This window comes from Pararhizobium sp. A13 (genome assembly GCF_040126305.1).
In the GTDB taxonomy this organism is placed as follows: Bacteria; Pseudomonadota; Alphaproteobacteria; order Rhizobiales; family Rhizobiaceae; genus Pararhizobium.
In genome coordinates, this window is sequence record NZ_CP149511.1 from 532,749 (window position 1) to 554,711 (window position 21,963).

The following is a 21,963-nucleotide window of genomic DNA, read 5'->3' on the forward strand; positions in this document are numbered from 1 at the left end:
ATCCTACGTCAAAGACAACGTAAGACATTATGGGACTTAAAGGGAAATGACTTACGTTGTCAATACGGGCGCAACTCGATTTTGGGATGCCTCGGAGCCTAGAACGACACCCTGGAGATGAAGGTGCCGGGTACCCGGGTGATGACCGGTGGCGGAGGGGTTTCCGCGCAAGCTGCTTCCATCGCAGTCCTGCCCATCTCATAGTAGGGCAAAGCCACGGTCGACAGACCCGGCCGCAGGTGATGGGTGACTAATATCTGATCGTCAAAGCTGGCAACACCGATATCGCGACCGACGCGCAGGCCCGCGTGTTCCAGCAAGAGATAGACATCAATCGCCATGAGATCCTGTCCGCAGATCAGGATGTCGGGCCGCTCCCCCGACAAAAGTGGCGTTAGCACTTCATCGATAACGAATACATGTCCACTCTCCGTCCTCTCCAGAGCCGGAGCTACGCGCCCCGAGAGATCTAGTCCCCGCTCGCGTCCTGCTTGCAGATATCCCTGCCGGCGCAGGATCGCAGCGTCGTGATCGTCTGAGAGATTCAAGAAGAAGGGGCGCGAATAACCCTTTGCGAAGACGCGCCGCATCAAATCCAGAGCCATTTGTTGGTCGTCGGGCACAAACGCCGGATGCTGTCCCGCCGGATCGTAACAATTTAGCATGATGCGCGGCGTTGCCGAGGAGATGCTGATCGGCCGATGATAGACCGTCGCATAGATCACCGCTTCGGCGCGAAACTGGCGCAGTTGCGTTTCCGCCATGGCTTTGGCTTGACCACCGGCATCGATATTGAAAAGCATCATCTGCTTGCCGAGTTCCCAGGCCATGTCCTGCGCGCCACGAATGAGGTCGATCGAGGAGTTCGACATCGCAACGCCGTCCGCAAGAAAGCCGATCACGTTGCTTTTCTTGCTTCGCATGACCTGCGCTGCGATATTGGGCTCATAACCAAGATCGCGCATGGCCTTTTCGACCTTCGCGCGCGTTCTCGGCTTTACCGAAGTATCTCCGTTGACCACCCTGGACACAGTCTTCAGCGAAACCCCAGTCGCTTTAGCGACATCGATTTGAGTCTTCATACCTTGCCTTTTTTCGGCAGTTCCTTGCATTTTGCCCCGGCCGAGACGGCGAAAAATGAAGTCAACTTAAGCGATTGCTCCCAGTTTTCGAAGGCCGCCAAGCCATTTTGAACGACAGATAACAGAACGAATGCCACACAGCCAGACAAGGCGTGCCGCGAACGTCTGGTCCAGTGCGCTTGAGGCAAATGCACGCCGCGGCGTCGCCACCTAACGGAAATCGATCTTCTCAGGGTGCAGGTTGGAGATTTCGTATTCCCGGTGAGGCGAAATTCCCGACGATGTTGATACAACGAACTCAAGGTGATGAACCGTCACGGTCCTTGGAGTGTCATTTCGCCCCCAACCGGAACTGACCCCAAATACAGCCGTGTCGTACTTTCCGCGGTGAAAAAGCGACCACACATCCTCTTGGACAACATGGCGAAGACTGGCTGACGAGAGATCGGGAAGATGGCTCGATAGAGCACAATGCGGAGGCCTTCCGGCTTAGAACTCGCATGGAGTGCACGCCACCAAACTGAGGTGACGTGATCAACAATGCCTGCCCTTCAAGCCAGGCCCAAGTTCATCTAACCGCATGTCCACCCTATGTATGATAAAGGACGCTATCACTTATACTGGCCTTTTCGCATGGTGATGGCGCGGAGTTCAATCCATGCGTACCGATCGTTTGAACGGATAAACGGTCGCCAGAAGTCCGGACGCTGCGTCAAGGATATCGTTTCCGTTTGAGAAGGGGCAGGGCCCACGTAACGACACCATCATTACGATGCTGCTTGTAACGAAGATGTCGTTACGCTATATATCGGTTGAAGATAGGAGTTTCCCATGCCCATATCGAACACCAGTAAAAGCCCGGACGCAAGCGTGCCGCTGAATATCCGCATCAAGCCGGCGACCCGCAACCTGATCGACCGTGCGGCCGAGGTGCTTGGAAAGACGCGCACGGATTTCATGCTGGAGGCTTCCGAGCGCCGCGCCGAGGAAGTGCTGCTCGACCGGACCATATTCACGGTTAGCTCCGAAATCTATGCCGAGTACCTTGCCCGCCTCGATGCACCTGCGCAACCAAATGAGCGCCTGAAACGCACTATGACGACCAAAGCGCCGTGGGATGAGGCGTGACCCTCAGCGCACCGACACCGCTGGCCGACCATCACGAGCTGGCGGAATTCAATGCCGGCGTTCCTGAACTGGACGATTGGCTGCGTCGCCGCGCCCGCGCCAATCAGGCAGGCGGCGCATCGCGCACATTCGTCGTGTGCGAGGGCAACCGCGTGATCGCCTATTATGCGCTCGCCTCCGGCGCGGTAAAGCAGCCGGAAGCACCTGGCCGTTTACGGCGCAACATGCCCGATCCGATTCCGGTTGCCGTTCTCGGCCGCCTCGCCATCGACCAGACCTATCAGGGGTGCGGTCTCGGCAGGGCATTGGTGCGCGATGCGGGCCTGCGTCTGCTCCATGCCGCTGAAATCCTCGGTATCCGCGGCGTGCTGGTGCATGCGATTTCCGATGATGCGCGAGCCTTCTACGAGGCGGTCGGTTTTCTGCCTTCGCCGTCCGACCCCATGATGCTGATGGTCGGGCTGCATGATCTGAACAGTGCGCTGAATTCCTGATATCATCGTCAGTCGCTTGAGAAAGCGCGGACATTGCGGCAGCATGGCGCCTCTATCCACACGTTCGCGACAGTGCCTCGATACGGCAACAGTCGCTGACCGCTGGCACTTGACGGAGGATGCCAGCCGGGCATCCGATGCGGTGCGCAAATCCATGCGCCAGATCCGAACGGCGCGTTTTGAACGCAGCAACGGAGGAGCGGGGTGCCTGATCACCCATCCACGGTGTCCTGTTTTCTATCCCTCTTTTGTCAGGATCGCCATTGCTCAGGTTTTCGCGACTGAAATTAATCAAGCAAAAACAATATCATCTTGCGCTGCCGGGGAAGTTCTGAAGGATCCGTAGGCGGCTCGCCGTGTTTCAGAGATATCCGTGCGGCACCCGCCATCGGACTATTTCCACATCGTCCGCATCCTTGCGGCGACATCGATACGGATCTGTCGGGCACTCCGTTCGGCGGCGGCGGCGTTCACAACGGGCCACGTTGCCGTTTCGAAGAACTGAAGAAGTGTCGCTGGAATGAAGCGGGTTCGCGACGCATACACGTGGCGGTCACCCTGCGCGTTCTGGCCGCCCGTGAAGAACCGTTGGGGCGTGACCAGCGTCAGGCTGTCTTTCGCCCGCGTCATGCCGACGTAGAGCAGCCGGCGCTCTTCCTCGATGTCATCCGTGGTGCCGGTTCCGAGATCAGAGGGGATGCACCCGTCGACGACGTTCAGCATAAAAACGGACCGCCATTCCTGCCCTTTGGCGGAATGGATAGTGGAAAGAATGAGATAGTCCTCATCGAGGAGCGGCACGCCTGCCTGATCACTCGTGGCGTCCGGCGGATCCAAGGTCAACTCGGTGAGGAAACGCTCCCGGCTCGGATATCCCGCCGCAATTTGCTCAAGCTGAAGCAGGTCCGCCTTTCGTGTCTCGGCATCCTCATGGATTCGGTCAAAGTGGGGTTCGTACCACTCGCGCGCCTGAGTGATTTCGGCGGGCCAGCCGGCATTGGCTTTTCCTAGACCCACAAGAAGCTTCGCCAAAGACTGCCAATCGTCACCAGCGCGTGGCGGAGCTGGAATTTCCAGAAGCGCCATCAAAGGCTCGGGGTCTGTGGCAATCGCATCGAGAATCCTGGCAGCCGTCTGGGGTCCGACGCCGGGTAGAAACTGTAGCAGCCGAAAGCCGGCGACGCGGTCGCGCGGGTTTTGAGCGAACCTCAGAATTGCTAGCATGTCTTTTACATGGGCGCTGTCCAGGAACTTGAGGCCACCGAATTTGACGAATGGGATGTTTCGGCGCGTCAGTTCCACTTCCAGCGGGCCGCTATGGCTCGAGGCGCGGAAGAGGACAGCCTGCTGCTTGAGCGTCATGCCGGCTTCGCGGTTCTCCAGCACTTGTTCGACGATGTAGTTCGCCTGGTCGTTCTCATCCTTGACTGTCAACAGCTTCGGCCGCTCCGCCGACTGTCTGTCGGTCCAGAGGTTCTTGGTGAAGCGCTCGCGCGCCAGGTCGATAACGCCATTGGCGGCAGCAAGGATCGGCTGGGTCGAACGATAGTTTCGATCGAGGGTGATGACCTCCGCGGCGGGACTGAACTCCTTCGGGAAATCGAGGATGTTTCGAACAGTGGCTGCACGGAACGAATAGATGGACTGCGCATCGTCACCGACGACGGTCAGGCCGCGGCCGCCCGGCTTCAAGGCCAACAGGACCGAGGACTGCAGGCGATTGGTGTCCTGATATTCATCCACCAGCACGTGGTCGAAGCGGTCGCCGATGTCCTCGGCGAGCTCGGGGTCTCTGACTATCTGTGCCCAGTAGAGAAGAAGGTCGTCGTAGTCCAAGACGCTCTGCGCCTGTTTGGCGTCCACATAAGCCGCAAAGAGCCGCTTCAAATGCTCTTCCCATCCGGCGACCCAAGGGTAGTGCTTGCGAAGCACCTCTTTGAGTGGAGCCTCAGAGTTTACCGTGCGAGAGTAGATGGAGAGGCATGTGCCCTTGGTCGGAAAGCGGCTGTCTGTTTTGGAAAGACCCAGCTCGTGGCGGGACAGATTCATCAGGTCGGCCGAGTCTTCGCGGTCGTGGATGGTGAAGTCGACATTGAGTCCGATCTGCTCGGCGTAGATCCGAAGAAGACGCGCTCCGATTCCATGGAACGTCCCGGCCCAGGCAAGCGCATCGGTCATGACTGCGGCGTTCGCTCCCAGAACCTGGCGACAGATGCGCTCGACCCTTCTCGACATCTCGGCGGCCGCGCGACGAGAGAACGTCATCAGCAAGATGCGACGAGGATCGGCACCATTGACGATAAGGTGAGCCACGCGGTGTGCCAGCGTATTGGTCTTTCCCGAACCGGCACCCGCAATGATCAGGAGAGGGGACGCGACGTGGCTACCGACATGCGTCACCCCGTGCATGACAGCACTGCGCTGCTGATTATTCAGTTTTTCCAGGTAGGTCGCGACCAAGCCTTGCCCCCCAATGTGCTGTCGGTTCTCGCCGTACAGAAGCGAAGCGATTACCGGGGAAAGCCCTCTATCAGCGTCCGCGACCTCGTCCCTCCGTCAGTAAGAACAAAGGAAGAACTAGCACCTATCACTACCTTTGAAAAGACGTGAGCCGCACTTTCGACGGCTGTTCGATGCCTCGATCCTAGTTATTAAAGACCTCTCCTCTCGGAACCAGGTACTTCGCCCACAGGGTAACCACATCCACGTCGCAGCACATCTAAGGGCCATCACCCGTCTTGACGCCTTGCTGCAGCACTACGGTCGCGCGTGCAACGCTGTCCGGGTTTACGAAGGGCTCTCCCCGAAAGGGTCGAGCGCCCTTCGCGTTTCCACGACGTGACGCGGTCGCCGCGCCGAAACCAGATGGCAATGGAGGGTAGACGCCATCCACGCTACCTTCGCTTAGGCAGTCCTGTGAGGTTCTCCGGATCACATCGATGACGCGGTGGCGCTGCAGGCGGGTGACCTAATGGTCTGAACGGGGGGACGGATCTCAAGCGACGCGCGCATCGGGCGCGACGCTTGACGTGCTATTTCTACGGCCGGTCAGCTTTCGCCTTCAACAGCGTCGTATGCCCAGTTCCAAGGGAAACAGACAAGGACGGTACAGTCGTCGAGTTCTGAACTTAGGCGCGGCGTGAGCGCGGTCGCGCCGATCTTGAAGTCCGGCAGTGGAGTTATTCCCTGGGCGTCATAAGCCGCGAGCTTGACCATGCCGATGAGGTACAGCAATTCGGCCGCCTTTGGGGTGGGTTTGCGGTCTGTGATGACCTGGATCGTCGCCTCCAAATCATTCATGATGTTGGCGACATAGTCGCTGATGTATCCAGTCCTATCGGTGGCATGCACTTTCTGAATCTGGCCCATAATTTCCTCCTTCAGCCGAATGCCTTGTTTGTGGGATGACCATCAATTGCCCGTGCCTCACCTCGAGCAAGGAATGGCAGTCTTTTCAAATTTTCATCGGGCCTGACTGGATTTGGCGTGTCCAATGCAATGGCGAGAGTGCTGCCATGCATCGAGTAAATGCGCTGATGCAGTATCAGGCCTGCCGCTGACGGCCTCGCCTCGATAGGGACTACCAATTTCTCTTCCAGAACCGATGGTTGATTGAGAATGGTCACATCCCAACCGGTGGTGACGAGCAGATTGACCAGTTTTGGATGCGTTTCAACGATCAGTGCCTCAATGCCGGCGGTGAGGCAAAACTCCATCACACCTGTCATCAGAATGTGTGAAGCCAGGACTCCGTTCAGCCGGATTTCCCCCTGGGTCGCGACACACCGGGTCCATTCATAAACTGCATGTTCGCGTCGCCAGGGGCGGCCGCCCATGAGATGTGGGTAGACGTCAGAAAGCAGGTGAGGCGCAGTCGTTGGCAGGAGCCGTGAATACCCGACCACCTTTGGCCCCGAAAAGAGGGCGAGATGGATTGCTTGATCAGTGTCGAACTGGTCTACCTCACGACCATCGGCGCGCCTTATCTCCTCCCACCCAAACCGCTCGACAAACTGCAGATGTCGAAAGCGCCAGATATTCTCCATGGTATCCCAATGTCGAGCGATGGAGTCGCCGAAGAACACTTTCAGCATTTCATTCCCCCAATGTTTTCAGGGGAATGCTGCAGTATTTCAGAATATGTTTAAATGAGTAAATTTACCTAGTTTTAGCGCAAAATTCCGAGTCTGAAGCTCTCTGCCACCATCTGTGCTGTGTTCACAACATTCAGCTTCTTCTGCGCATTCCCGATTTCATTTTGGATCGTACGCGGGGAGCGGCCCATGATGTCCGCAATCTCGGAGGACGTTTTTCCAGCCGCGCACCATTGAAGGACCTCGCGCTCCCTCGGTGTAATGTTCAAGGAGGTAAGATGTCGTGAGGTGGCTTCATCGGTGAGCAGGGCCTTTAACCCATTGTGCGCGTATATAGAGATGATGTGGAGCGCGCCTCTGGCCTCCTGCGAGATGTCGACTTTTTCCGCGCCAAACGTCACTATAGCTTGGAAGCCGCCGGCCGAGTGAAGGGGTACGCTGTAGCCATCGTTCATCTTGAACTCAGTGGCCTCGTTCATGACGCGCCGAGCTTCGCGGTTCAGTTTCCGCCCCTTTAGAGCTTCCGACCAGACAAATGCATCATCCTGCATCTTGGTGCGATAAATAACCGGATCTACGTGAACATAATTCCTCTTCACGTAACGTTCGAACCATTCGTCCGGCCAGGCATTCAGCATGAAGTAGGGGTCAATGCGTTCGTGGGGTAGCGGAATCCCCGATATAGCGAAGCAGTCAAAGCCGAAGATGTGGGCAGCCTTTTCCAGTGGTTGGAGAATATCCGTCTTTGTTTTCGCGCCCTTGGTTTCTGTCAAAAAATCAAACATCGCGTTGGCAGTAGCCAACTTTTCCGTGTCGGTGACCATGCTCCCCTCGCACCGTTCATTTCCCTGCGAGATGATACATCAAGTCGTCAATCGTTGACTATACATCTTGCCGTTCCGGGACCGAATCCAGGTGAAGCAAACCTGCAGCGCGAAACCATTGATGAACACTGTCTTTGACCGCCGCTTTGGCATCGGCGAGACTTCGAGCCGAGCGAAATTCATAGCACTCCAGCCCATTGCAGTCCGAGATGACCCAACGCCACACCGCTTCGTTCTCGTGACGTAGAACGTAGGCCAGTTGGTGTTCTCCGAGCATGGCGGCGTACGCATCGTTCCGGATAGATTTCCAGACTATTGGGATTTCCTGCAGCATGTTTTCGCATCCCTCGTTTTCCCTAAAGGATCGTGAGATTGAGGTACAAATGAGATGACCCCATTGTTTCATGGATCATGCATATTTCCGCTATTTCTGCTGCGTACCTGTCGAAGTGCTTCACCGAAAAGCGATCATGGATGCCGATGTAGGCCCGCTGGATGCGCGAAAAGAAGCTTTCGACAGTGTTGATCCCATCCTCGGTCTCGTACTCCTTGCTGTGGTTCACCCGTTTCAGTTCCTGCAGGTCCTCGAGATCGTTGTAGCTGAAAATGCTCGTCGGCATGAAGGGCGGCTTTGGGGCGCAGCCGCAGTCTCTCGAGCGTCGGAAGCGGACCATGCAATCAGTCACCGTTGCCTCTCACTGTGCGGGGATTCCGCCAACCACCATCCAAATGAACAGCGCACCGCGTCGCGCCTGCCAGACACGCAAAGTTCGCTGAAACAATGAATTATACGCATCCTCATTGATCAGAACCCATTTGCCCAGTCTCTGCGCTCGATGGACATGATGCGCCAAGGCTGGGTTTCGAGTTTGCGCCAGGCATCGCAGCAATGGTCGACGATATTGTCGTAGGATTTGAAGATGCGATTCGACAGCCAGTTCTCGCGCATGAAGAGCCAGATTTTCGACGGGCTTACCCGGCCCATGCCGCAATCCGTTCCGCGATCGCCTCGGGGGCCTCTATGTGTAGGAAGTGACCGACGTCGGGGACGACTTCCATCGCGTGCCGGGCCGCGAACCGATGTCGGTCGTCGACCTGCGCGGGGAGGATGCAGCCGTCGTTGGCACCGTGAAGCTGCAACAGGGGCACCGCGATCGGCTGAGACAGGCGGCGCGTCGCCCCAAGCATGCCGGGTCGCAGCATCGCCCGGTAGTACTTTAGAGGCGCGGGCATGCTCGCCCGCAGGTGCTCGTGTAGCTCCGCCTGGAGAGCAGGATCGAGCGAGAAGCCGGGCGACCACTGACGCCAGAGGCGGTCGATGAGGGCGAGATCGCGGGCGGTGGCCACCCAGCCGCTTCCAGGCAGTTGAAAGAGCCCCATGTACCAGCTCCGGCGTAGCTGAGCGGGGTGCGTCAGCCGGCTCATGAACGTGAGTGGGTGAGGGATTGCGAGCGTGACCGCGCGTTCGATCCGCTCCGGCGCTGTGACGCAGGCATCGTATGTGATCAGGGCGCCCCAGTCGTGGCCAATCAACTCCACGGGTCGCGCCGGAGACCAGCGGTCGATCAGCGCGAGCACGTCGCTGGTGAGGGCTGCGAAGTCGAACGGCCCCGCGGTCGGGGACGGCGCGTAACCGCGAAGCCAGGGTGCAACGACGTGACGTCCACGGCGGCCGAGCTCGGCAAGGAAGGGCTTCGCGGTCGGCGGATGGTCCGGGAAGCCGTGCAAGACGATCGTCGGTTGACCATCAGGATCACCACCCTGCAGCGCGTGAAAGGTGCCGTGTGGTAGGTCGAAAGTGACGTGTTCGAACTCCATGTGTGTCTTCTCAAACCAGCATCGACTGCTGGGCGGAGATACCCGCCGTCGCGCCGTGCGATGTTGCCGTGGTGACCGAGGCCATGGCTGGGTTGGCGAGGTCGCCTGCGGCGTAGATGCCGGGCGTGCTGGTTTCGCGGCGCTCGTCGACCTTGAGGGCGATGCCGAGGGGCGTATCGACCGTGGCGAGTCCCAGTGATTCATGCAGGCTTGCGGACGGCTTGTTGCGCGGATGCGCGAACAAAATATCGACTGCGACATTGGGGGCGGTATCGAGCTTGACGGTGGCATTATGGCCCCCGTGACGGGCGATTTCGGTGATCCGGCCATCAACGACAGGTATGTTGCGGCGCGCCAGATCGGCCCGGATATCGGGTGCAATGTCGTGACCATCGGCGAAGACCGTCAACGTGTCGGTCCAATCGTGGTAAAGCCTGACATAATTGTGCGACGGCGGGCCGGACCAGACGAGGCCCCAATGCTGGCCGGCGACTTCAAAGCCATCACAATAGGGGCAGGGCACGATGGATGTGCCCCAGCTTTCGGCAAAGCCCAGAACATCAGGCATCTGGTCGGCAACGCCATAGCTTAGGATCAGGCGGCGCGCCCCAAGGCTTTCGCCATCGCCAGTGAGGACGGAGAAATTGTCGATGGTGCCGGAGATGCTGTCGGCCCGCGCATTGACCAGCTTGACCGTGGTATAACGCGCCAGTTGCTGCCGCGCCTCGGCCAGGATGTCCAGCGGTGGCTTGTGATCGTGGCCGAGCAGGCCATGCGAGTGGCCGGCGAAGCGATTGCGCGGCAGGCCGGTATCGAGAACGGTGACCTTGCGGCGGGCGCGGCCGAGCTGCAGGGCGGCGGCGAGACCGGCAAAGCTGCCGCCGATGATGATGACGTCATCCATGGTGATGGGCTCCGTGTTGTGGATGGAGGGGGTTGGGTTGGGCTTGGCGCGCAATATCGTCCAGCGATACGCGCTCGAGACGGGCAGCGAGCAGGGCTTCGGCATCGACGAGAAAGTCGCCCATCACTGTGTTGACCGGCCGGACGATGCCGCATTCGATATCGCCGGGCGGCCCAGGGAAGCTTGATTTGGAGGACACCTACGCATTGCGCGCACCTTTTAGATACTATATGGTATCGTAAGTCAAGAATTAGGATACTGTCAAGGACTGGAATTGTCGTGACCGAAAACAGCCAGGCCCGGCGCGGCCGGCCCGCCAACGAGGCGCTTGGCCAAACGATAGTCGACGCCGCGTGCGAACTCTTTGTGGAATTGGGTTTTCAAGCGACGACATTGGACAAGGTCGCCCAGCGAGCGAGGATATCCAAGCTCAGCATCTATCGGCACTTCGAGAACAAGGAGGCGCTGTTCAGTGCGGCCATCGCGGCCCACTGCCATCAGTTTGCACCACAGGCTCTTATTGAAGGCGTCGACGGTTCGGCAGAACATCAGCTCATGGCGGTGGGAACATCCCTGCTTCGCACGCTGTTGAGCCCGGACGTCCGCAGTGTCGAAGCCATGATCATGGCCGACAAGACGAATCAAAAGTCGTTAAGCAAGCTCCATTACGAAGCCGGCCCCGCCTATGTCATCGCCCAAATCGAGGCCCTGTTGCGTCAGTTGCACGCGAAGGCGGTTCTGAACGTGCCCGATCCTCTCCGGTCCGCCCGCTTGTTTGCCGCGCTTATCAAAGGATCCGATCTCTTGATTATCGCACGCTTCGATCAGGCGAGAGCAGAGGACGACAACGAAATCGAATCCTATTGCCGGTCCGCCGTCGCCATGTTCGTCGCCGCACACGGTGGGAACGACCACGCGGGCGGATAGCCTGGTTAAGAACGGATCAGAACAAAGGATATGGCATGACAGAGAAAAATGTTTATCAGGTAGCCGACTGGAAAGGCCAAAGCGGGGAGCGCTGGGTCACTTACCAGGCCCGGCTCGATGCCATGATGGCGGTGTTCGGCCAGGCCGCGATCGAAGCCGCCGCGCCCGCCATGGGCGAACGCGTGCTGGACGTCGGCTGCGGCGCGGGGGCGTCTAGTCTGGATCTGGCCGCCCGCGTCGGCGCGGGGGGCCATGTGCTAGGCGTGGACATATCCGAACCGCTGATCGGCAGAGCGCGCGCGCTAGCGCCGCAGGATACGCCGGCCGTGTTCCAGGTGGCCGACGCCAGCAGCACCGAGTTGCCCGAGGGCGCGTTCGACATCCTGTTCTCGCGTTTCGGAGTGATGTTCTTTGACGATCCTACGGCGGCGTTCGCGCATATGCGCCGTGCGCTCAAGCCGGACGCGCGGGTCGCTTTCGTCTGCTGGCGCGGCATGGCCGAGAACGATTGGGTGCGCTTGCCGATGGGCGCGATGAAGGGCATCCTCCCGCCGATGACGCCGCCCGGTCCCGAAGCGCCCGGCCCGTTCTCGTTTGGCGACCAGGGGCGGGTGGCGCGTATTCTAACGGTGGCTGGCTTCACCGATGTCGCTATCGCGCCCCTCGATGCCTCCATCCCGTTCGGCAAGGGGGAGACGCGGGACGCGGCGCTCGACGACGCGGTGAAGATGACACTCGAGGTCGGCCCGCTGGCGCGCTCTCTCGCTGATCAGCCCGACGATATCCGCGCCCGCGCCTCGGCTGCGGTTCGTGCCGTCTTCGCGGGCTGCCCCGGTGAGCGGTCGGTGATGATCGACGGCGCGGCGTGGATCGTCACGGCGCGCAATCCGGCAAGCTGACAGGGATTAATACGCCCTCTTGCTGAGTTAGACACTTGAGCTTCCCAAATGACGATGAATCAGAATCTCTGTTGCAAACGGGAGGTTTGCGATGGGAGCAGCGATTTCATTACGGGCGGATTTTGACGCGGAAGGTCTTCGGCGTCTGGCCCGCAAGAGCAAGCATGCGGCGCAGGCGCGTCGTCTTTTGGCGCTTGCCTTGATCTATGGCGGAGGCTCGCGCTCGAATGCAGCGCGTCTTGGCAATGTCACCCTTCAGATCGTGCGTGACTGGGTCTTGCGGTTCAATGCGAATGGCCCCGACGGGCTGATCGATGGCAAGTCTCCCGGACCCAAGTCACGCTTGAACGATGCGCAGCGGACGGCGCCGGCAAGGGCCATCGAACAGGGACCGACGCCCTATCTCGACGGTGTCGTGCGCTGGCGTCTGTGTGATCTGGCCCAGTGGCTCTGGGAGGCGTTTCGTGTGTCGGTGAGCGAACAGACGCTGAGCCGGGAGGTGCGTGCCATGGGCTACCGCAAACTGGCAGCGCGACCGAAACATCATGCGCAGGACCCTCAAGCGAGTGAGGCGTTTAAAAAAACTTCCCCTGCCGCAGTGGCACAGATCGCAAACGGGGCCGCTCAAGGCAAGCGAATAGAAATCTGGTTTCAGGACGAGGCCCGGATCGGTCAAAAGAACAAGATCACCCGCCGCTGGGCAAAGCGGGGCTCAAGGCCGTCCGCGCCGCATGATCAGCGCACACGCTCAGCCTATATCTTCGGTGCCATCTGCCCCAAGCTCGGCAAGGCTGCCGCTCTCGTGATGCCCTGGTGTGATACTTACGCCATGAACAAACATCTTGCAGAAATATCCCATCATGTTGCCGATGACGCGCATGCCATCCTCGTCATGGACCAAGCGGGATGGCACATGTCCAACAATCTCGTCGTGCCGGACAACATCACGATCCTGCCCCTCCCGCCTAAATCGTCGGAGAACCCCGTCAAAAATCTCTGGCTCTTCATGCGCGAGAACTGGCTGTCGAACCGCATCTTCAAATCCTACGACAATATCGTCGACCATTGCTGCGATGCCTGGCGCAAACTTGAAACCCAGCCTTTGCGCATCATGTCCATCGGGCGCAGAGACTGGGCAAATGGGTTCTGATCAATGAGGATGCGTATTACTGTGAGACATCGGCGAGGACCGAGCGTGCAGCGATCACTCGGGCAACCCGGCCAGCCGTAGTCCATCCGCGAACCGCGCCAGATCTTCCGGGCGATGGATCGGGAGCCAGTCCTTGAGATTGGAGACGCGAAGCGACGGATCGAGCGTGCGCAGGCGCTGCATCGCCTGCCTCGCTTCGTCGATACGCCCGGCAAGCGCGTGGCTTGCCGCTACCAGGGCGACCGCGACCAGGAGGCTGGGCAGGTTCCCGAGCGCCTTTTCTGCCCAGGCCAAGGCGGAATCGTAGCTTCCGGAGAAGAAATGCGCGAGCGCCGTCCCGGCCTGCATGCGGAACATTTCCGGATCCAGCGGGCTCAGGCGAACGGCATGAGTGAGATCCTCGATTGCGCTTTCCCTTTCACCACGGAAAACGCGCAGGACGCCGCCGAGGAACCAGGCCGGGGCGAAGTTGGGATTGAGCAACCGTGCCCTGTCGATGAGTGCTATGCCGCCGTCGAGGTCGCCGGTGAGGTGACCGAGTGCGTGGCCGCCTCTGGTCAGCGCGACCGCATCGTTCCGGCCAAGTTCCACCGCCAGCCGCGCCAGGCGCCCGCCCTCGGCGATCTCTTCAGCCCGGTCCGTCATCCAACCGTTGAGCTTGCGCCAGAAATGGCACCAGGCCGCCCCGCCATAGGCTGAAGCGAATTCAGGGTCGAGCTCGATCGCCTTGTAAAACAAAGCCAGCGCCGCCTCGATTGCTTCGCGGGTTCCGATATGCAAATTCGCCATGCCGCGCAGATAATAGTCGTAGGCGTCCAGGCTTTCCGTTGGCTTGCGCTTGGCGCGCTCGATCTCCGCCCGCTCGAGTTGGGGAGCGATCGCGCCGACGACGCTTTCAGCGATCCGGTCCTGTAGTTCGAAGATGTCGTCGAATGTACCTTCGAAGCGCTCTGCCCAGAGATGCGTCCCCGTCGTTGCATCGATGAGCTGCCCGGTAATGCGCACCTTGTTCCCCAACTTGCGCACGCTGCCTTCCAGCACATAGCGCACGCCAAGCTCCCGGCTCACCTCCTTCACGTCCACGGCGCGATCCTTGTAGGTGAAACTGGAATTGCGTGCGATGACGAATAGCCACCGGACGCGCGACAGGGCTGTGATGATGTCCTCCACCACGCCGTCAGTGAAATATTGCTGCTCCGGGTCGCCACTCAAGTTCTGGAAGGGCAAGACGGTAATGGAGGGCTTGTTGGGAAGGACGAGCGCGGGCGGCGCGCCCCTTGGCTCGCCGGAGCCGTCTTTGATGTTCGGCCCATCGGGCTGTCGCTCATCCCCAACCTCGCCAGGACTGATCTCGCCGACGAAGCGGAAGCCCTTGCGGGCCACCGTCCGGACCAGGCGCTGTTCCTCACCGTTGTCACCGATTGCCTTGCGAACCGCGTTGATGTGGCTGGTGATCGTCGATTCCGAGACGATCCGGCCCCCCCACACTGCCTGCAGCAAGTCGTCCTTGCTGGCGACGCGATCGCGGTTCGTGATGAGATGCAGCAGTAGGTCGAAAACCTTTGGCCCCACGGCTACGACTTGCCCGCAGAGGGTCAGTTCCCGGCGCCCTGGATCGAGCACGTAGTCTCCAAACATGAACCGCACGTCGGCACCCCTGGCTGAGCGCTTCGGCTCCTTAGCCGAGCAGCTGGCGAATGTTTCCGCTCATTGATAGCACGGCAACGCGTGGTTAGAGCATTCCATCCCGATCGGGCAACCGTCTTGGATGAATAACCAAGCTTTCCTGAAGGATAATTCAAGGCGACGGCAAGGACTTGCTCGGAGCGCCCAGGCACTCTCAACCCACATCGACGGCAATGGTTGCGGTCGGCTGAGACGGAGAGAAGCCATGAAGATTGTCGTGATCGGAGGCACCGGCCTCATCGGAACGAAACTCGTGAAGAACCTCAAGGAACGCGGGCATGACGTGCTCGCAGCCTCCCCCAACACGGGCGTGAACAGCATCACCCGCGAAGGCCTGGCTGAAGCAATGAATGAGGCTGAGGTCGTCGTCGATGTGGCGAACGCGCCGGTATGGGAAGACAAAGCCGTCCTCGAGTTTTTCGAGACGTCGGGTCGTAACCTGCTGGCAGCGGAAGCTGCCGCCGGCGTCCGCCACCATGTTGCCCTGTCGATTGTTGGTAGCGAACGACTACCTGACAACGGCTATTTCCGGGCGAAGGTCGCGCAGGAAAACCTCATCAAGGCGTCCGGCATTCCCTACACGATCCTGCGCGCCACTCAGTTCTTCGAGTTTGTCGGCGGCATTGCCCAGTCGGCCGCCGTCGGCGACGAGATTCGCCTGTCGCCGGCGCTGTTCCAGCCGATCGCGTCCGACGACGTTGCAGCGGCGCTCGCTGAAGTCTCGGTCTCACCGCCGGTCAACGGTATGGTCGAAGTCGCAGGCCCGGAGGCCATCCCGCTTGACGAACTCGTCAGGCGCTTCCTGCGCGCAACGCAGGACACGCGGAAGGTCGTGCCGGACGTCCACGCGCGCTACTTCGGCGCCATTCTCGACGATCAATCGCTGACCCCCGGCAAGAACCCGCGCATCGGCGCGATCCGGTTCGAGGACTGGCTCGGCCAGCAAGCCGCACACTGAGGCTACCACGGACAAATCAGAAAGTCGTCGGCCCTTCACCGGCCGGCCTTCACGACAGACCTCTTCAAGGAGAATTGCAATGTTGACACGATTTCTCTCGGCCGTTGCTTTCGCATCGCTCTCGATCACAGCAGCCTCGGCCGGCGACCCGCCGGCGGGCAAGGTGACGGTGGTGTTCGACCGCGCTCTTCCCAACGTCCCCGGCAAGAGCATGAAGGGTGTGCTCGTCGAATACGAGCCGGGCGGCGCATCGCCGGCCCACACGCATCCGAACTCCGCCTTCATCTATGCAACGGTTCTTGATGGCGCGATCCGCAGCAGCGTCAACGGCGCGCCCGAACGGGTCTACAACGCCGGCGAAAACTTCTACGAAGAGCCCGGCTCCCATCACGGCGTGAGCGCGAACGCCAGCGACACGGAACCTGCTCGCCTGGTGGCCGTGTTCGTCCTCGATAGCGACGAAAAGGAACTGACCACGCCCACCAAGGAATGAACTGATCGAAGCTCTCGTCGACGCCCGGCGGCTCGGCGGCAGGTACTGCCGCCTGGGGCTGCTGCGCGGTCATCGGCATTCAACAGGGAATGAGACAATGGATTCACTCGAGGACAAGGTCGCCACCGTCCCCGGCGAAAGCTCCCGGATCGGTGTCGGCGTGGCGCGGCTCCACAAGAAGAAGATAATCGGCTTGCTGCTGTGCCTTGGCGCCGTGGTGGTCGTGGCTGCTGGATGGGCCAGGGCTCGTTCGAGCGGCGAGACGTCGACCGACAACGCTTATGTCCGCGGGGATGTTACCTCGATCGCTCCAAGGGTTGCGGGCTACGTCACGGCGGTAGAGGTTGAGGACAACCAAACCGCCCGAGCGGGTGACGTCCTGTTCCGGATCGACGATCGGGACTACCGCGCACGGCTTGCGCAAGCAGTGGCCAATGTCGAAGCTGCCCAAGCTCGCCTCACCAACGTCGATGCGGAGACCGAGCTTCAGCATGCCCTAATTCAGCAGGCCGAAGCCCAGAGACGCTCGGCCGTGGCCGAGGTGAATCTCGCGACCAAGGCCTACGACCGCCGACGCGAACTTATCCGCAGCAACGCCGTCAGCCAGGCCCACGTCGATGAAAGCGACGCGGCGCGATCGAGAGCCGAGGCGGGCGTGTCGGCGGCCTCGGCAACGGTAGAGGCTCAGCGGCAACGCATCGCCGTCCTTGCCGCTCAGCGTGAAGCTGCCGTTGCTGCCGTGGCCCAGGCGCAGGCCGCGCGCGATCTTGCCCAAATCGATATCGAGAGCACCATGGTACGCGCGCCTGTAGGCGGCGTTATCGGCAACCGCCAGGTCCGCATTGGCCGGTTTGTTGCGCCAGGCGTCTCCGTGCTCGATATCGTTCCAGTCAACGATGTGTGGGTCGTGGCGAATTTCAAGGAAACCCAGCTCGAACATATCCGGCCCGGTCAGCGCGTTCGTATCACCATCGACGGCTACCCGACCGGGGCGCTTGAAGGCGTGGTTGACAGCTTTGCTCCTGGTAGTGGGTCTGCCTTCAGCTTGCTCCCCACAGACAATGCAACAGGGAACTTCGTTCGCGTCGTCCAGCGCGTTCCGGTGAAGATCCGGATTGCCAACAATCCGTTGCCCGGCCGCCTTGTGCCCGGCCTGTCCGCGCGTGTCGAGATCGCCCAAGGAAGCGGCTCATGACCACAGCCGTCACCGCCACGCCGAGCCGCGACAGATCTACGACCGGAGCCCTTCTTGTCGCGGGCATAGTGCTTGCCACGCTAACGGAGGCGATCGCCAGCACCGTCCTGTCACTCGGGCGCGGCGATATCATCGGCGACACATATGCAACTCCTGATGAGTTCGCCTGGCTGGATGTCGGATACACCACTCTCAAGCTCATCGGATTCATATCCGCTTCCTGGCTGATGAACCGTATCAATCCGCGTAGTCTGATCGTCAGCTCAACCCTGGTCATGGGCACGGCCTGCGCCATTGCCGCCATCACAACTCGATTGGACCTGCTGATCGCGCTCCGCATCATACAAGGCTTCTCCGGAGGCACGCTGCTTGTCGCGGGCCAGGCGATCATTTTTCTCGCCTACCCGCGACACCATCAACCGATCCTCCAGGCCCTGTTCGCAATGGGCGCGGTCGTTGCCCCCGCGACGATCGCCCCGGCCCTTCAGGGGTGGTTGCTCGATAGCCAATCCTGGACCTGGATCTTCTTCTGCATTGTTCCGGTGGCCCTCGCGGCTGCCGGATTTCTGCTGATCGCAGACGATCCGATGCCCGCCAAGGCCGTGCGCCGTCCGTTTGATTGGATCGGCTTCTCACTGATCTCCGTCACGCTTTTCTGCTTCACCTACGTCTTCACCCAGGGCAGCCGATGGGACTGGTTCGAGGAACCTCGCATCCAGTGGCTGACGGTGATCGGTGCAGCCACTCTGCTGGCATTTCTCGGCCAACAAGTGATGGCCAAAGGCAAGGGCCTGCTCGACTTTACCTTGTTCAAATCGGACGATTTTTCCTTCGCCTTTATCGTCAGTTTTGTCGCCGGCGCCGCATTGTTCGGAAGCGCGTTCCTGATTCCGTCTTTTGCCGTGTCCGTCCTTGCGTTCACGCCTACCGATGCCGGCCAACTCCTGTTGCCGAGTGGCGCGCTTTTCATCGGCGCGCTCCTCATTGCTGCCTTTCTCATGCAGGTCCGCCGCGTTCCTCCGTTCGCCACAGTGCCCTTTGGAATCCTGATGATCATGGTTGCAATGTGGATGCTGTCCGGTTCGACCGGCGAGAGCGGCGCGGATGACATGATGGCAGCAATCCTGTTGCGCGGCTTAGGCCTTGGCTTCCTGTTTCTATCGATCACTCTGATCGCTTTCAGCCACTCGACAGCCAAAACCTCGCGTCCGGAATCGGCTTCTTCAATACGGGCCGCCAGCTCGGTGGCCTTATGGGGGTCGCAGCACTCCAGACACTGATCGACCATAACGTCGTCGCCAATGTCGCGGTCCTCGGCGCTAACGTCACCGCAGGGAGGCCCCCGGTCGTTGAACGGCTTACGACCACGACAGTCATGCTGACGGCGAAAGGGATGGACGCAGCGGCCGCTACCCGGGCAGCGACGAGCCTTCTAGGCCGTGTCGTGACAGGTCAGTCCATGGTGATTGCCTTCGACACAGCGTTCAACGCAGTCGCTCTGCTTTTTGTCATCGCCGCGCCCGTGCTGGTCGGCATCAAGATCGGACTCTCCCGATACGCGAAAGTGCGCGCTGCGCGGTTGCTAAAGACGAAGGAACAGGACCGTGAGCCAGGCCACGCCAACTGCCAGTAGATCGGATACTCCCAACACGTCCTTCGGGTCAGCGAGAGCCTCGCTGACAGCCCGCACGATGTCAGGACGAGGCTCCGGCCGTGATTTGGGTCGAGGCTGACGACGATGAAAAGATCGTGACGATCTTTCCCAGCAAGCGCCCCTGTCAGGCGCGTCATAGATCTCATGGTCGAAGAGCGTGGGATAGATCGCTCCTAAGGTTCACATTGATGGCGCTGATAGGTCGGCTTCCGGCTGCGACAAAGGTCCAGAGAGCCAAAACCTCAACATCCGGCGTCGGGCTGAACAATCCGAGAGGCCGCGGGAAAATCACTCACAGCGTCCGAATATGGCTTCCGTGGCAATGCATCCATGAATTTCAATACCTGCTCGTGAAAATCAGTCCCAAAGTGAGAATTCCATGAAAAAGTGCAACAACGAGCCATGAAGAACGGTCATTGTTTCTGAATCGCGATCACAAAGGCGACGTAAGCATCACTATTGGATGATCGGCAGGTTGCGGCGGAGGTTTCGAAAGTTCTCACTACCGGAGCGCGGACACGTCTCGATGCAGGCGACGGTTCGGACCTAGACTCCTAAGATCTGGTCCACAAACTGATTGCGGCTATGGTGGCATTGGCGAGCCAGTTTCTGGCGAGTTTTCGGAGCGCGTAGCGATACGCCTGAAAAGTTTGTTTGTGCAGACCGAGCGCTCGAAATCGTCATCTCACTTTGCTGTATCACTCGTTCTCTCTATCCTTAATCAGAATCCGAAAGACGACCGCCGAGGTTGAACACAAAAGATGAAGCCAACATTCCAGAATATCGCGCGCCTTGCCGGCGTCGGAACGGCAACCGTCGAACGGGTCCTGAACGGGCGCGGTGGAGTGCGGCCCGTTCTTGTGGAGAAGGTCACTGCCGCCGCACGAGCGCTCGACTATCCGAAGCGGCTGCCAGACCTCCATCGCGGGATCGTGCGTATTGATGTCCTTCTCATGCGACCGGAAACAACGTTCTACTCCCGACTCGCGAAGGCCTTCGGGCGAATCGCCGCTTTGCTCGATTCGACGATCGCGGTGCATCGCACTTTCTTGGATGAGCACGATCCGCGCGGCATCGCGGCGTGGATCGCAAGACCTGAGGGAAACCGTGCCGGCCTCATCGTCGCTGCACCCGACCAACCGGAGGTCCGGGCCGCGCTTCATTCTGTCGAGGCCGAAGGCGTTCCGATCATCCAGATCGTCACACGCGCAGAAAGCGTCGAGGCGAGCTATGTCGGGATCGACAACTACGCGGCCGGGCGAAGCGCCGGCCTGTTTACCTCGCGCATGCAGTCGCGGAACGGTACGGTCGTCGCACTCTGTCACAGCCAGATATACCAGGTTCACCGCGACCGCATCCGCGGCTTCTCCGACTATTTTTCCGAACATCCGCGCGACGGAATAGAATTCGCCGCCGTTCTTTTTGGGCAGGACGAGGCTATCCGTAGCGCCGAAATGCTGGCAGAGGCGCTCAAGGCCTGGCCGGATCTGGTGGGCTTCTACAATGCCGGCGGCGCCAATTCCTCGCTCGCATCGGTCCTACACAAGCACCCACGCGGCCGGGAGATCTTCTTCGTCGGCCATGAACTCACCGAGCGCAGTGCGGCGGCCTTGCGGGAGGGGGTCATGTCCGTGGTGTTAGACCAGGCGCCGGAGGCTCAGGCGCGCCGCGCGCTCGATCTGATGCTTGCCCGCCTCGGCCTCGTCAGCGAGCCCGTCTCCAATGATCCGATCCGGTTCGTCACGATCACTCGGGAAAATCTCTAACACCGAGCACTTGATCTGATGTGATCAAGAAACCAGCGGCGGACGCCTCGCCTGCAGACTATGATCTTCCCACAAGTCGAGGGGGAGATCTGATGACAAGACGCACTACGGTCCATGACCTGCAGAGCCAAAAAGGCTCACGCAAGTGGCTCCAGTTGCATGTGGACAATGCCGAGGAAGCGGCGGCGGCGGTGGAGTGCGGGATCACCATCCTGTCCTGCGAGCCCGACCACAATCTCGAAGGCATTCGCTCGGCGGTGCCGTTTGCCTTCCTGTCGGTGGGCATGCCACACGGCGCCGTCTCGTCGCAACAAGAGGCGGTCCGTCTCGGATTCCAGATGCTGAAGCGTGGTGCCGACTCGATCTATTGTTCCCATTCTCCCTATTTCATCGAGGCGATGGCGCGGGAAGGCGTTCCGGTTACCGGCCATGTCGGGCTCGTGCCGAACCGTGCCACATGGACGAATTTCCGAGCGATCGGCAGGACACCCGAGGAGGCGCTCCGTGTGTTGCGCGCGGTAAAGGACCTAGAGAATGCGGGTGCCGCAGCGATCGAGGTCGAAGTGGTGCCGGTCCGGCTCGCCGAGTACATCACCCGCAACACGCCGATGATCACCATGGGCATGGGCTGCGGATCGGCCTGCGACACGCAGTATCTCTTCTCGTCGGACGTGCTTGGCACACATGCGGATCACTATCCCCGCCACGCCAAACGTTACGCCGATTTCGTGGCCCTCATGGCCGAGCTGCAGACAAAACGCGTAGAAGCCTTTCGCGCATTTGCTGCCGATGTTGCCAGCGGCGCCTACCCCGAAGCGAAGCATCAGGTGGACATGGATGACGCCGCCTTCGAACGCTTCTCCACTCTCGCCCAATCGATCTGACGGAGAA

The 21,963-nt window shown here is 60.1% G+C and carries 21 protein-coding genes and 2 pseudogenes; 12 read left to right on the top strand and 11 right to left on the bottom strand.

The features are described 5' to 3' along the window. Positions 1–98 precede the first annotated feature (98 nt). Entirely contained in the window at positions 99–965 is an 867-nt protein-coding gene (locus WI754_RS24055; protein ID WP_349438057.1) for a LacI family DNA-binding transcriptional regulator, read from the bottom strand. Between the two features lie 948 nt (positions 966–1,913). Between WI754_RS24055 and WI754_RS24060 the strand changes: the two genes are divergently transcribed. Both WI754_RS24060 and WI754_RS24065 read left to right on the top strand, forming a co-directional pair. Next, complete coding sequence (locus WI754_RS24060; RefSeq protein WP_341487795.1) at positions 1,914–2,210, top strand: DUF1778 domain-containing protein; 297 nt, start codon at positions 1,914–1,916, stop codon at positions 2,208–2,210. Next, on the top strand, positions 2,207–2,704 hold the full coding sequence (locus WI754_RS24065) for a GNAT family N-acetyltransferase (protein WP_341487796.1): 498 nt from the start codon (positions 2,207–2,209) through the stop codon (positions 2,702–2,704). The genes WI754_RS24060 and WI754_RS24065 overlap by 4 nt, the downstream gene beginning before the upstream one ends. Before the next feature lie 393 nt (positions 2,705–3,097). Here WI754_RS24065 and WI754_RS24070 read toward each other — a convergent pair whose 3' ends face one another. The 9 genes and pseudogenes from WI754_RS24070 to WI754_RS24110 all read right to left on the bottom strand — a co-directional run bounded on the left by WI754_RS24070 (position 3,098) and on the right by WI754_RS24110 (position 10,344). Further along, positions 3,098–5,164, bottom strand: a complete 2,067-nt coding sequence (locus WI754_RS24070; protein ID WP_341487797.1) for an ATP-dependent helicase — start codon at positions 5,162–5,164, stop codon at positions 3,098–3,100. Positions 5,165–5,752: 588 nt separating this feature from the next. Then, positions 5,753–6,073: a hypothetical protein gene (locus WI754_RS24075; protein ID WP_341487798.1), complete on the bottom strand. Its 321-nt coding sequence runs from the start codon at positions 6,071–6,073 to the stop codon at positions 5,753–5,755. 11 nt (positions 6,074–6,084) lie between these two features. Further along, entirely contained in the window at positions 6,085–6,798 is a 714-nt protein-coding gene (locus tag WI754_RS24080; protein WP_341487799.1) for an acyl-homoserine-lactone synthase, read from the bottom strand. A 74-nt stretch (positions 6,799–6,872) separates the two neighbouring features. Then, on the bottom strand, positions 6,873–7,622 hold the full coding sequence (locus tag WI754_RS24085) for a LuxR family transcriptional regulator (protein ID WP_341487800.1): 750 nt from the start codon (positions 7,620–7,622) through the stop codon (positions 6,873–6,875). Positions 7,623–7,680: 58 nt separating this feature from the next. Then, positions 7,681–7,956 carry a hypothetical protein gene (locus WI754_RS24090; RefSeq protein WP_341487801.1) on the bottom strand — a complete coding sequence of 92 codons (276 nt, stop codon included), beginning with the start codon at positions 7,954–7,956 and terminating at the stop codon, positions 7,681–7,683. Between the two features lie 22 nt (positions 7,957–7,978). Next, on the bottom strand, positions 7,979–8,242 hold the full coding sequence (locus tag WI754_RS24095) for a transposase (RefSeq protein ID WP_341487802.1): 264 nt from the start codon (positions 8,240–8,242) through the stop codon (positions 7,979–7,981). 185 nt (positions 8,243–8,427) lie between these two features. Continuing rightward, positions 8,428–8,593, bottom strand: a pseudogene (locus tag WI754_RS24100) (IS630 family transposase); the annotation flags it as partial. Position 8,594: 1 nt separating this feature from the next. After that, on the bottom strand, positions 8,595–9,440 hold the full coding sequence (locus WI754_RS24105) for an alpha/beta fold hydrolase (RefSeq protein WP_341487803.1): 846 nt from the start codon (positions 9,438–9,440) through the stop codon (positions 8,595–8,597). A gap of 10 nt (positions 9,441–9,450) precedes the next feature. Then, positions 9,451–10,344: an NAD(P)/FAD-dependent oxidoreductase gene (locus tag WI754_RS24110; protein ID WP_341487804.1), complete on the bottom strand. Its 894-nt coding sequence runs from the start codon at positions 10,342–10,344 to the stop codon at positions 9,451–9,453. Between WI754_RS24110 and WI754_RS24115 the strand changes: the two genes are divergently transcribed. The 4 genes from WI754_RS24115 to WI754_RS24130 all read left to right on the top strand — a co-directional run bounded on the left by WI754_RS24115 (position 10,331) and on the right by WI754_RS24130 (position 13,320). Continuing rightward, positions 10,331–10,531 (top strand): hypothetical protein, encoded by a 201-nt coding sequence (locus tag WI754_RS24115; RefSeq protein ID WP_349438058.1) that lies wholly within the window; start codon positions 10,331–10,333, stop codon positions 10,529–10,531. The two genes, WI754_RS24110 and WI754_RS24115, sit on opposite strands and share 14 nt — an antisense overlap. A gap of 92 nt (positions 10,532–10,623) precedes the next feature. Further along, the gene (locus WI754_RS24120) at positions 10,624–11,271 is read left to right on the top strand and encodes a TetR/AcrR family transcriptional regulator (RefSeq protein ID WP_037131071.1); all 648 of its coding nucleotides are present in this window, start codon (positions 10,624–10,626) and stop codon (positions 11,269–11,271) included. 35 nt (positions 11,272–11,306) lie between these two features. Continuing rightward, positions 11,307–12,170, top strand: coding sequence for a class I SAM-dependent methyltransferase (locus WI754_RS24125; protein ID WP_341487806.1), 864 nt, complete (start codon positions 11,307–11,309; stop codon positions 12,168–12,170). 91 nt (positions 12,171–12,261) lie between these two features. Further along, positions 12,262–13,320 (top strand): IS630 family transposase, encoded by a 1,059-nt coding sequence (locus tag WI754_RS24130; RefSeq protein WP_341487807.1) that lies wholly within the window; start codon positions 12,262–12,264, stop codon positions 13,318–13,320. Positions 13,321–13,374: 54 nt separating this feature from the next. On the opposite strand, the gene WI754_RS24135 is transcribed toward WI754_RS24130, so the two are convergent. Beyond that, positions 13,375–14,967, bottom strand: coding sequence for a winged helix-turn-helix domain-containing tetratricopeptide repeat protein (locus tag WI754_RS24135; RefSeq protein WP_341487808.1), 1,593 nt, complete (start codon positions 14,965–14,967; stop codon positions 13,375–13,377). Between the two features lie 244 nt (positions 14,968–15,211). Here WI754_RS24135 and WI754_RS24140 point away from each other — a divergent pair, with 244 nt between their 5' ends. From WI754_RS24140 to WI754_RS24165, 6 genes and pseudogenes are all read left to right on the top strand, one after another. Further along, complete coding sequence (locus tag WI754_RS24140; protein ID WP_341487809.1) at positions 15,212–15,964, top strand: SDR family oxidoreductase; 753 nt, start codon at positions 15,212–15,214, stop codon at positions 15,962–15,964. Between the two features lie 79 nt (positions 15,965–16,043). Next, positions 16,044–16,457, top strand: coding sequence for a cupin domain-containing protein (locus WI754_RS24145; RefSeq protein ID WP_341487810.1), 414 nt, complete (start codon positions 16,044–16,046; stop codon positions 16,455–16,457). Between the two features lie 97 nt (positions 16,458–16,554). Further along, positions 16,555–17,652 carry an HlyD family secretion protein gene (locus tag WI754_RS24150; protein WP_341487811.1) on the top strand — a complete coding sequence of 366 codons (1,098 nt, stop codon included), beginning with the start codon at positions 16,555–16,557 and terminating at the stop codon, positions 17,650–17,652. Next, positions 17,649–19,285: pseudogene (locus tag WI754_RS24155) on the top strand (DHA2 family efflux MFS transporter permease subunit). Before WI754_RS24150 ends, WI754_RS24155 begins: the two are co-directional and overlap by 4 nt. 782 nt (positions 19,286–20,067) lie before the next feature. Beyond that, complete coding sequence (locus WI754_RS24160) at positions 20,068–21,072, top strand: LacI family DNA-binding transcriptional regulator (RefSeq protein ID WP_341487812.1); 1,005 nt, start codon at positions 20,068–20,070, stop codon at positions 21,070–21,072. A gap of 92 nt (positions 21,073–21,164) precedes the next feature. Then, the gene (locus WI754_RS24165; RefSeq protein WP_341487813.1) at positions 21,165–21,956 is read left to right on the top strand and encodes a 3-methyl-2-oxobutanoate hydroxymethyltransferase; all 792 of its coding nucleotides are present in this window, start codon (positions 21,165–21,167) and stop codon (positions 21,954–21,956) included. Positions 21,957–21,963: the final 7 nt, after the last annotated feature.

Bases quoted from the DNA above. Each gene is read 5' to 3' on its own strand.
- WI754_RS24055 (WP_349438057.1), bottom strand. From the start codon at position 965: ATGCGCGATCTTGGTTATGAGCCCAATATCGCAGCGCAGGTCATGCGA.
- WI754_RS24060 (WP_341487795.1), top strand. From the start codon at position 1,914: ATGCCCATATCGAACACCAGTAAAAGCCCGGACGCAAGCGTGCCGCTG.
- WI754_RS24075 (WP_341487798.1), bottom strand. From the start codon at position 6,073: ATGGGCCAGATTCAGAAAGTGCATGCCACCGATAGGACTGGATACATC.
- WI754_RS24080 (WP_341487799.1), bottom strand. From the start codon at position 6,798: ATGCTGAAAGTGTTCTTCGGCGACTCCATCGCTCGACATTGGGATACC.
- WI754_RS24085 (WP_341487800.1), bottom strand. From the start codon at position 7,622: ATGGTCACCGACACGGAAAAGTTGGCTACTGCCAACGCGATGTTTGAT.
- WI754_RS24090 (WP_341487801.1), bottom strand. From the start codon at position 7,956: ATGCTGCAGGAAATCCCAATAGTCTGGAAATCTATCCGGAACGATGCG.
- WI754_RS24095 (WP_341487802.1), bottom strand. From the start codon at position 8,242: ATGCCGACGAGCATTTTCAGCTACAACGATCTCGAGGACCTGCAGGAA.
- WI754_RS24105 (WP_341487803.1), bottom strand. From the start codon at position 9,440: ATGGAGTTCGAACACGTCACTTTCGACCTACCACACGGCACCTTTCAC.
- WI754_RS24115 (WP_349438058.1), top strand. From the start codon at position 10,331: ATGACGTCATCCATGGTGATGGGCTCCGTGTTGTGGATGGAGGGGGTT.
- WI754_RS24110 (WP_341487804.1), bottom strand. From the start codon at position 10,344: ATGGATGACGTCATCATCATCGGCGGCAGCTTTGCCGGTCTCGCCGCC.
- WI754_RS24125 (WP_341487806.1), top strand. From the start codon at position 11,307: ATGACAGAGAAAAATGTTTATCAGGTAGCCGACTGGAAAGGCCAAAGC.
- WI754_RS24130 (WP_341487807.1), top strand. From the start codon at position 12,262: ATGGGAGCAGCGATTTCATTACGGGCGGATTTTGACGCGGAAGGTCTT.
- WI754_RS24140 (WP_341487809.1), top strand. From the start codon at position 15,212: ATGAAGATTGTCGTGATCGGAGGCACCGGCCTCATCGGAACGAAACTC.
- WI754_RS24145 (WP_341487810.1), top strand. From the start codon at position 16,044: ATGTTGACACGATTTCTCTCGGCCGTTGCTTTCGCATCGCTCTCGATC.
- WI754_RS24150 (WP_341487811.1), top strand. From the start codon at position 16,555: ATGGATTCACTCGAGGACAAGGTCGCCACCGTCCCCGGCGAAAGCTCC.
- WI754_RS24160 (WP_341487812.1), top strand. From the start codon at position 20,068: ATGAAGCCAACATTCCAGAATATCGCGCGCCTTGCCGGCGTCGGAACG.
- WI754_RS24165 (WP_341487813.1), top strand. From the start codon at position 21,165: ATGACAAGACGCACTACGGTCCATGACCTGCAGAGCCAAAAAGGCTCA.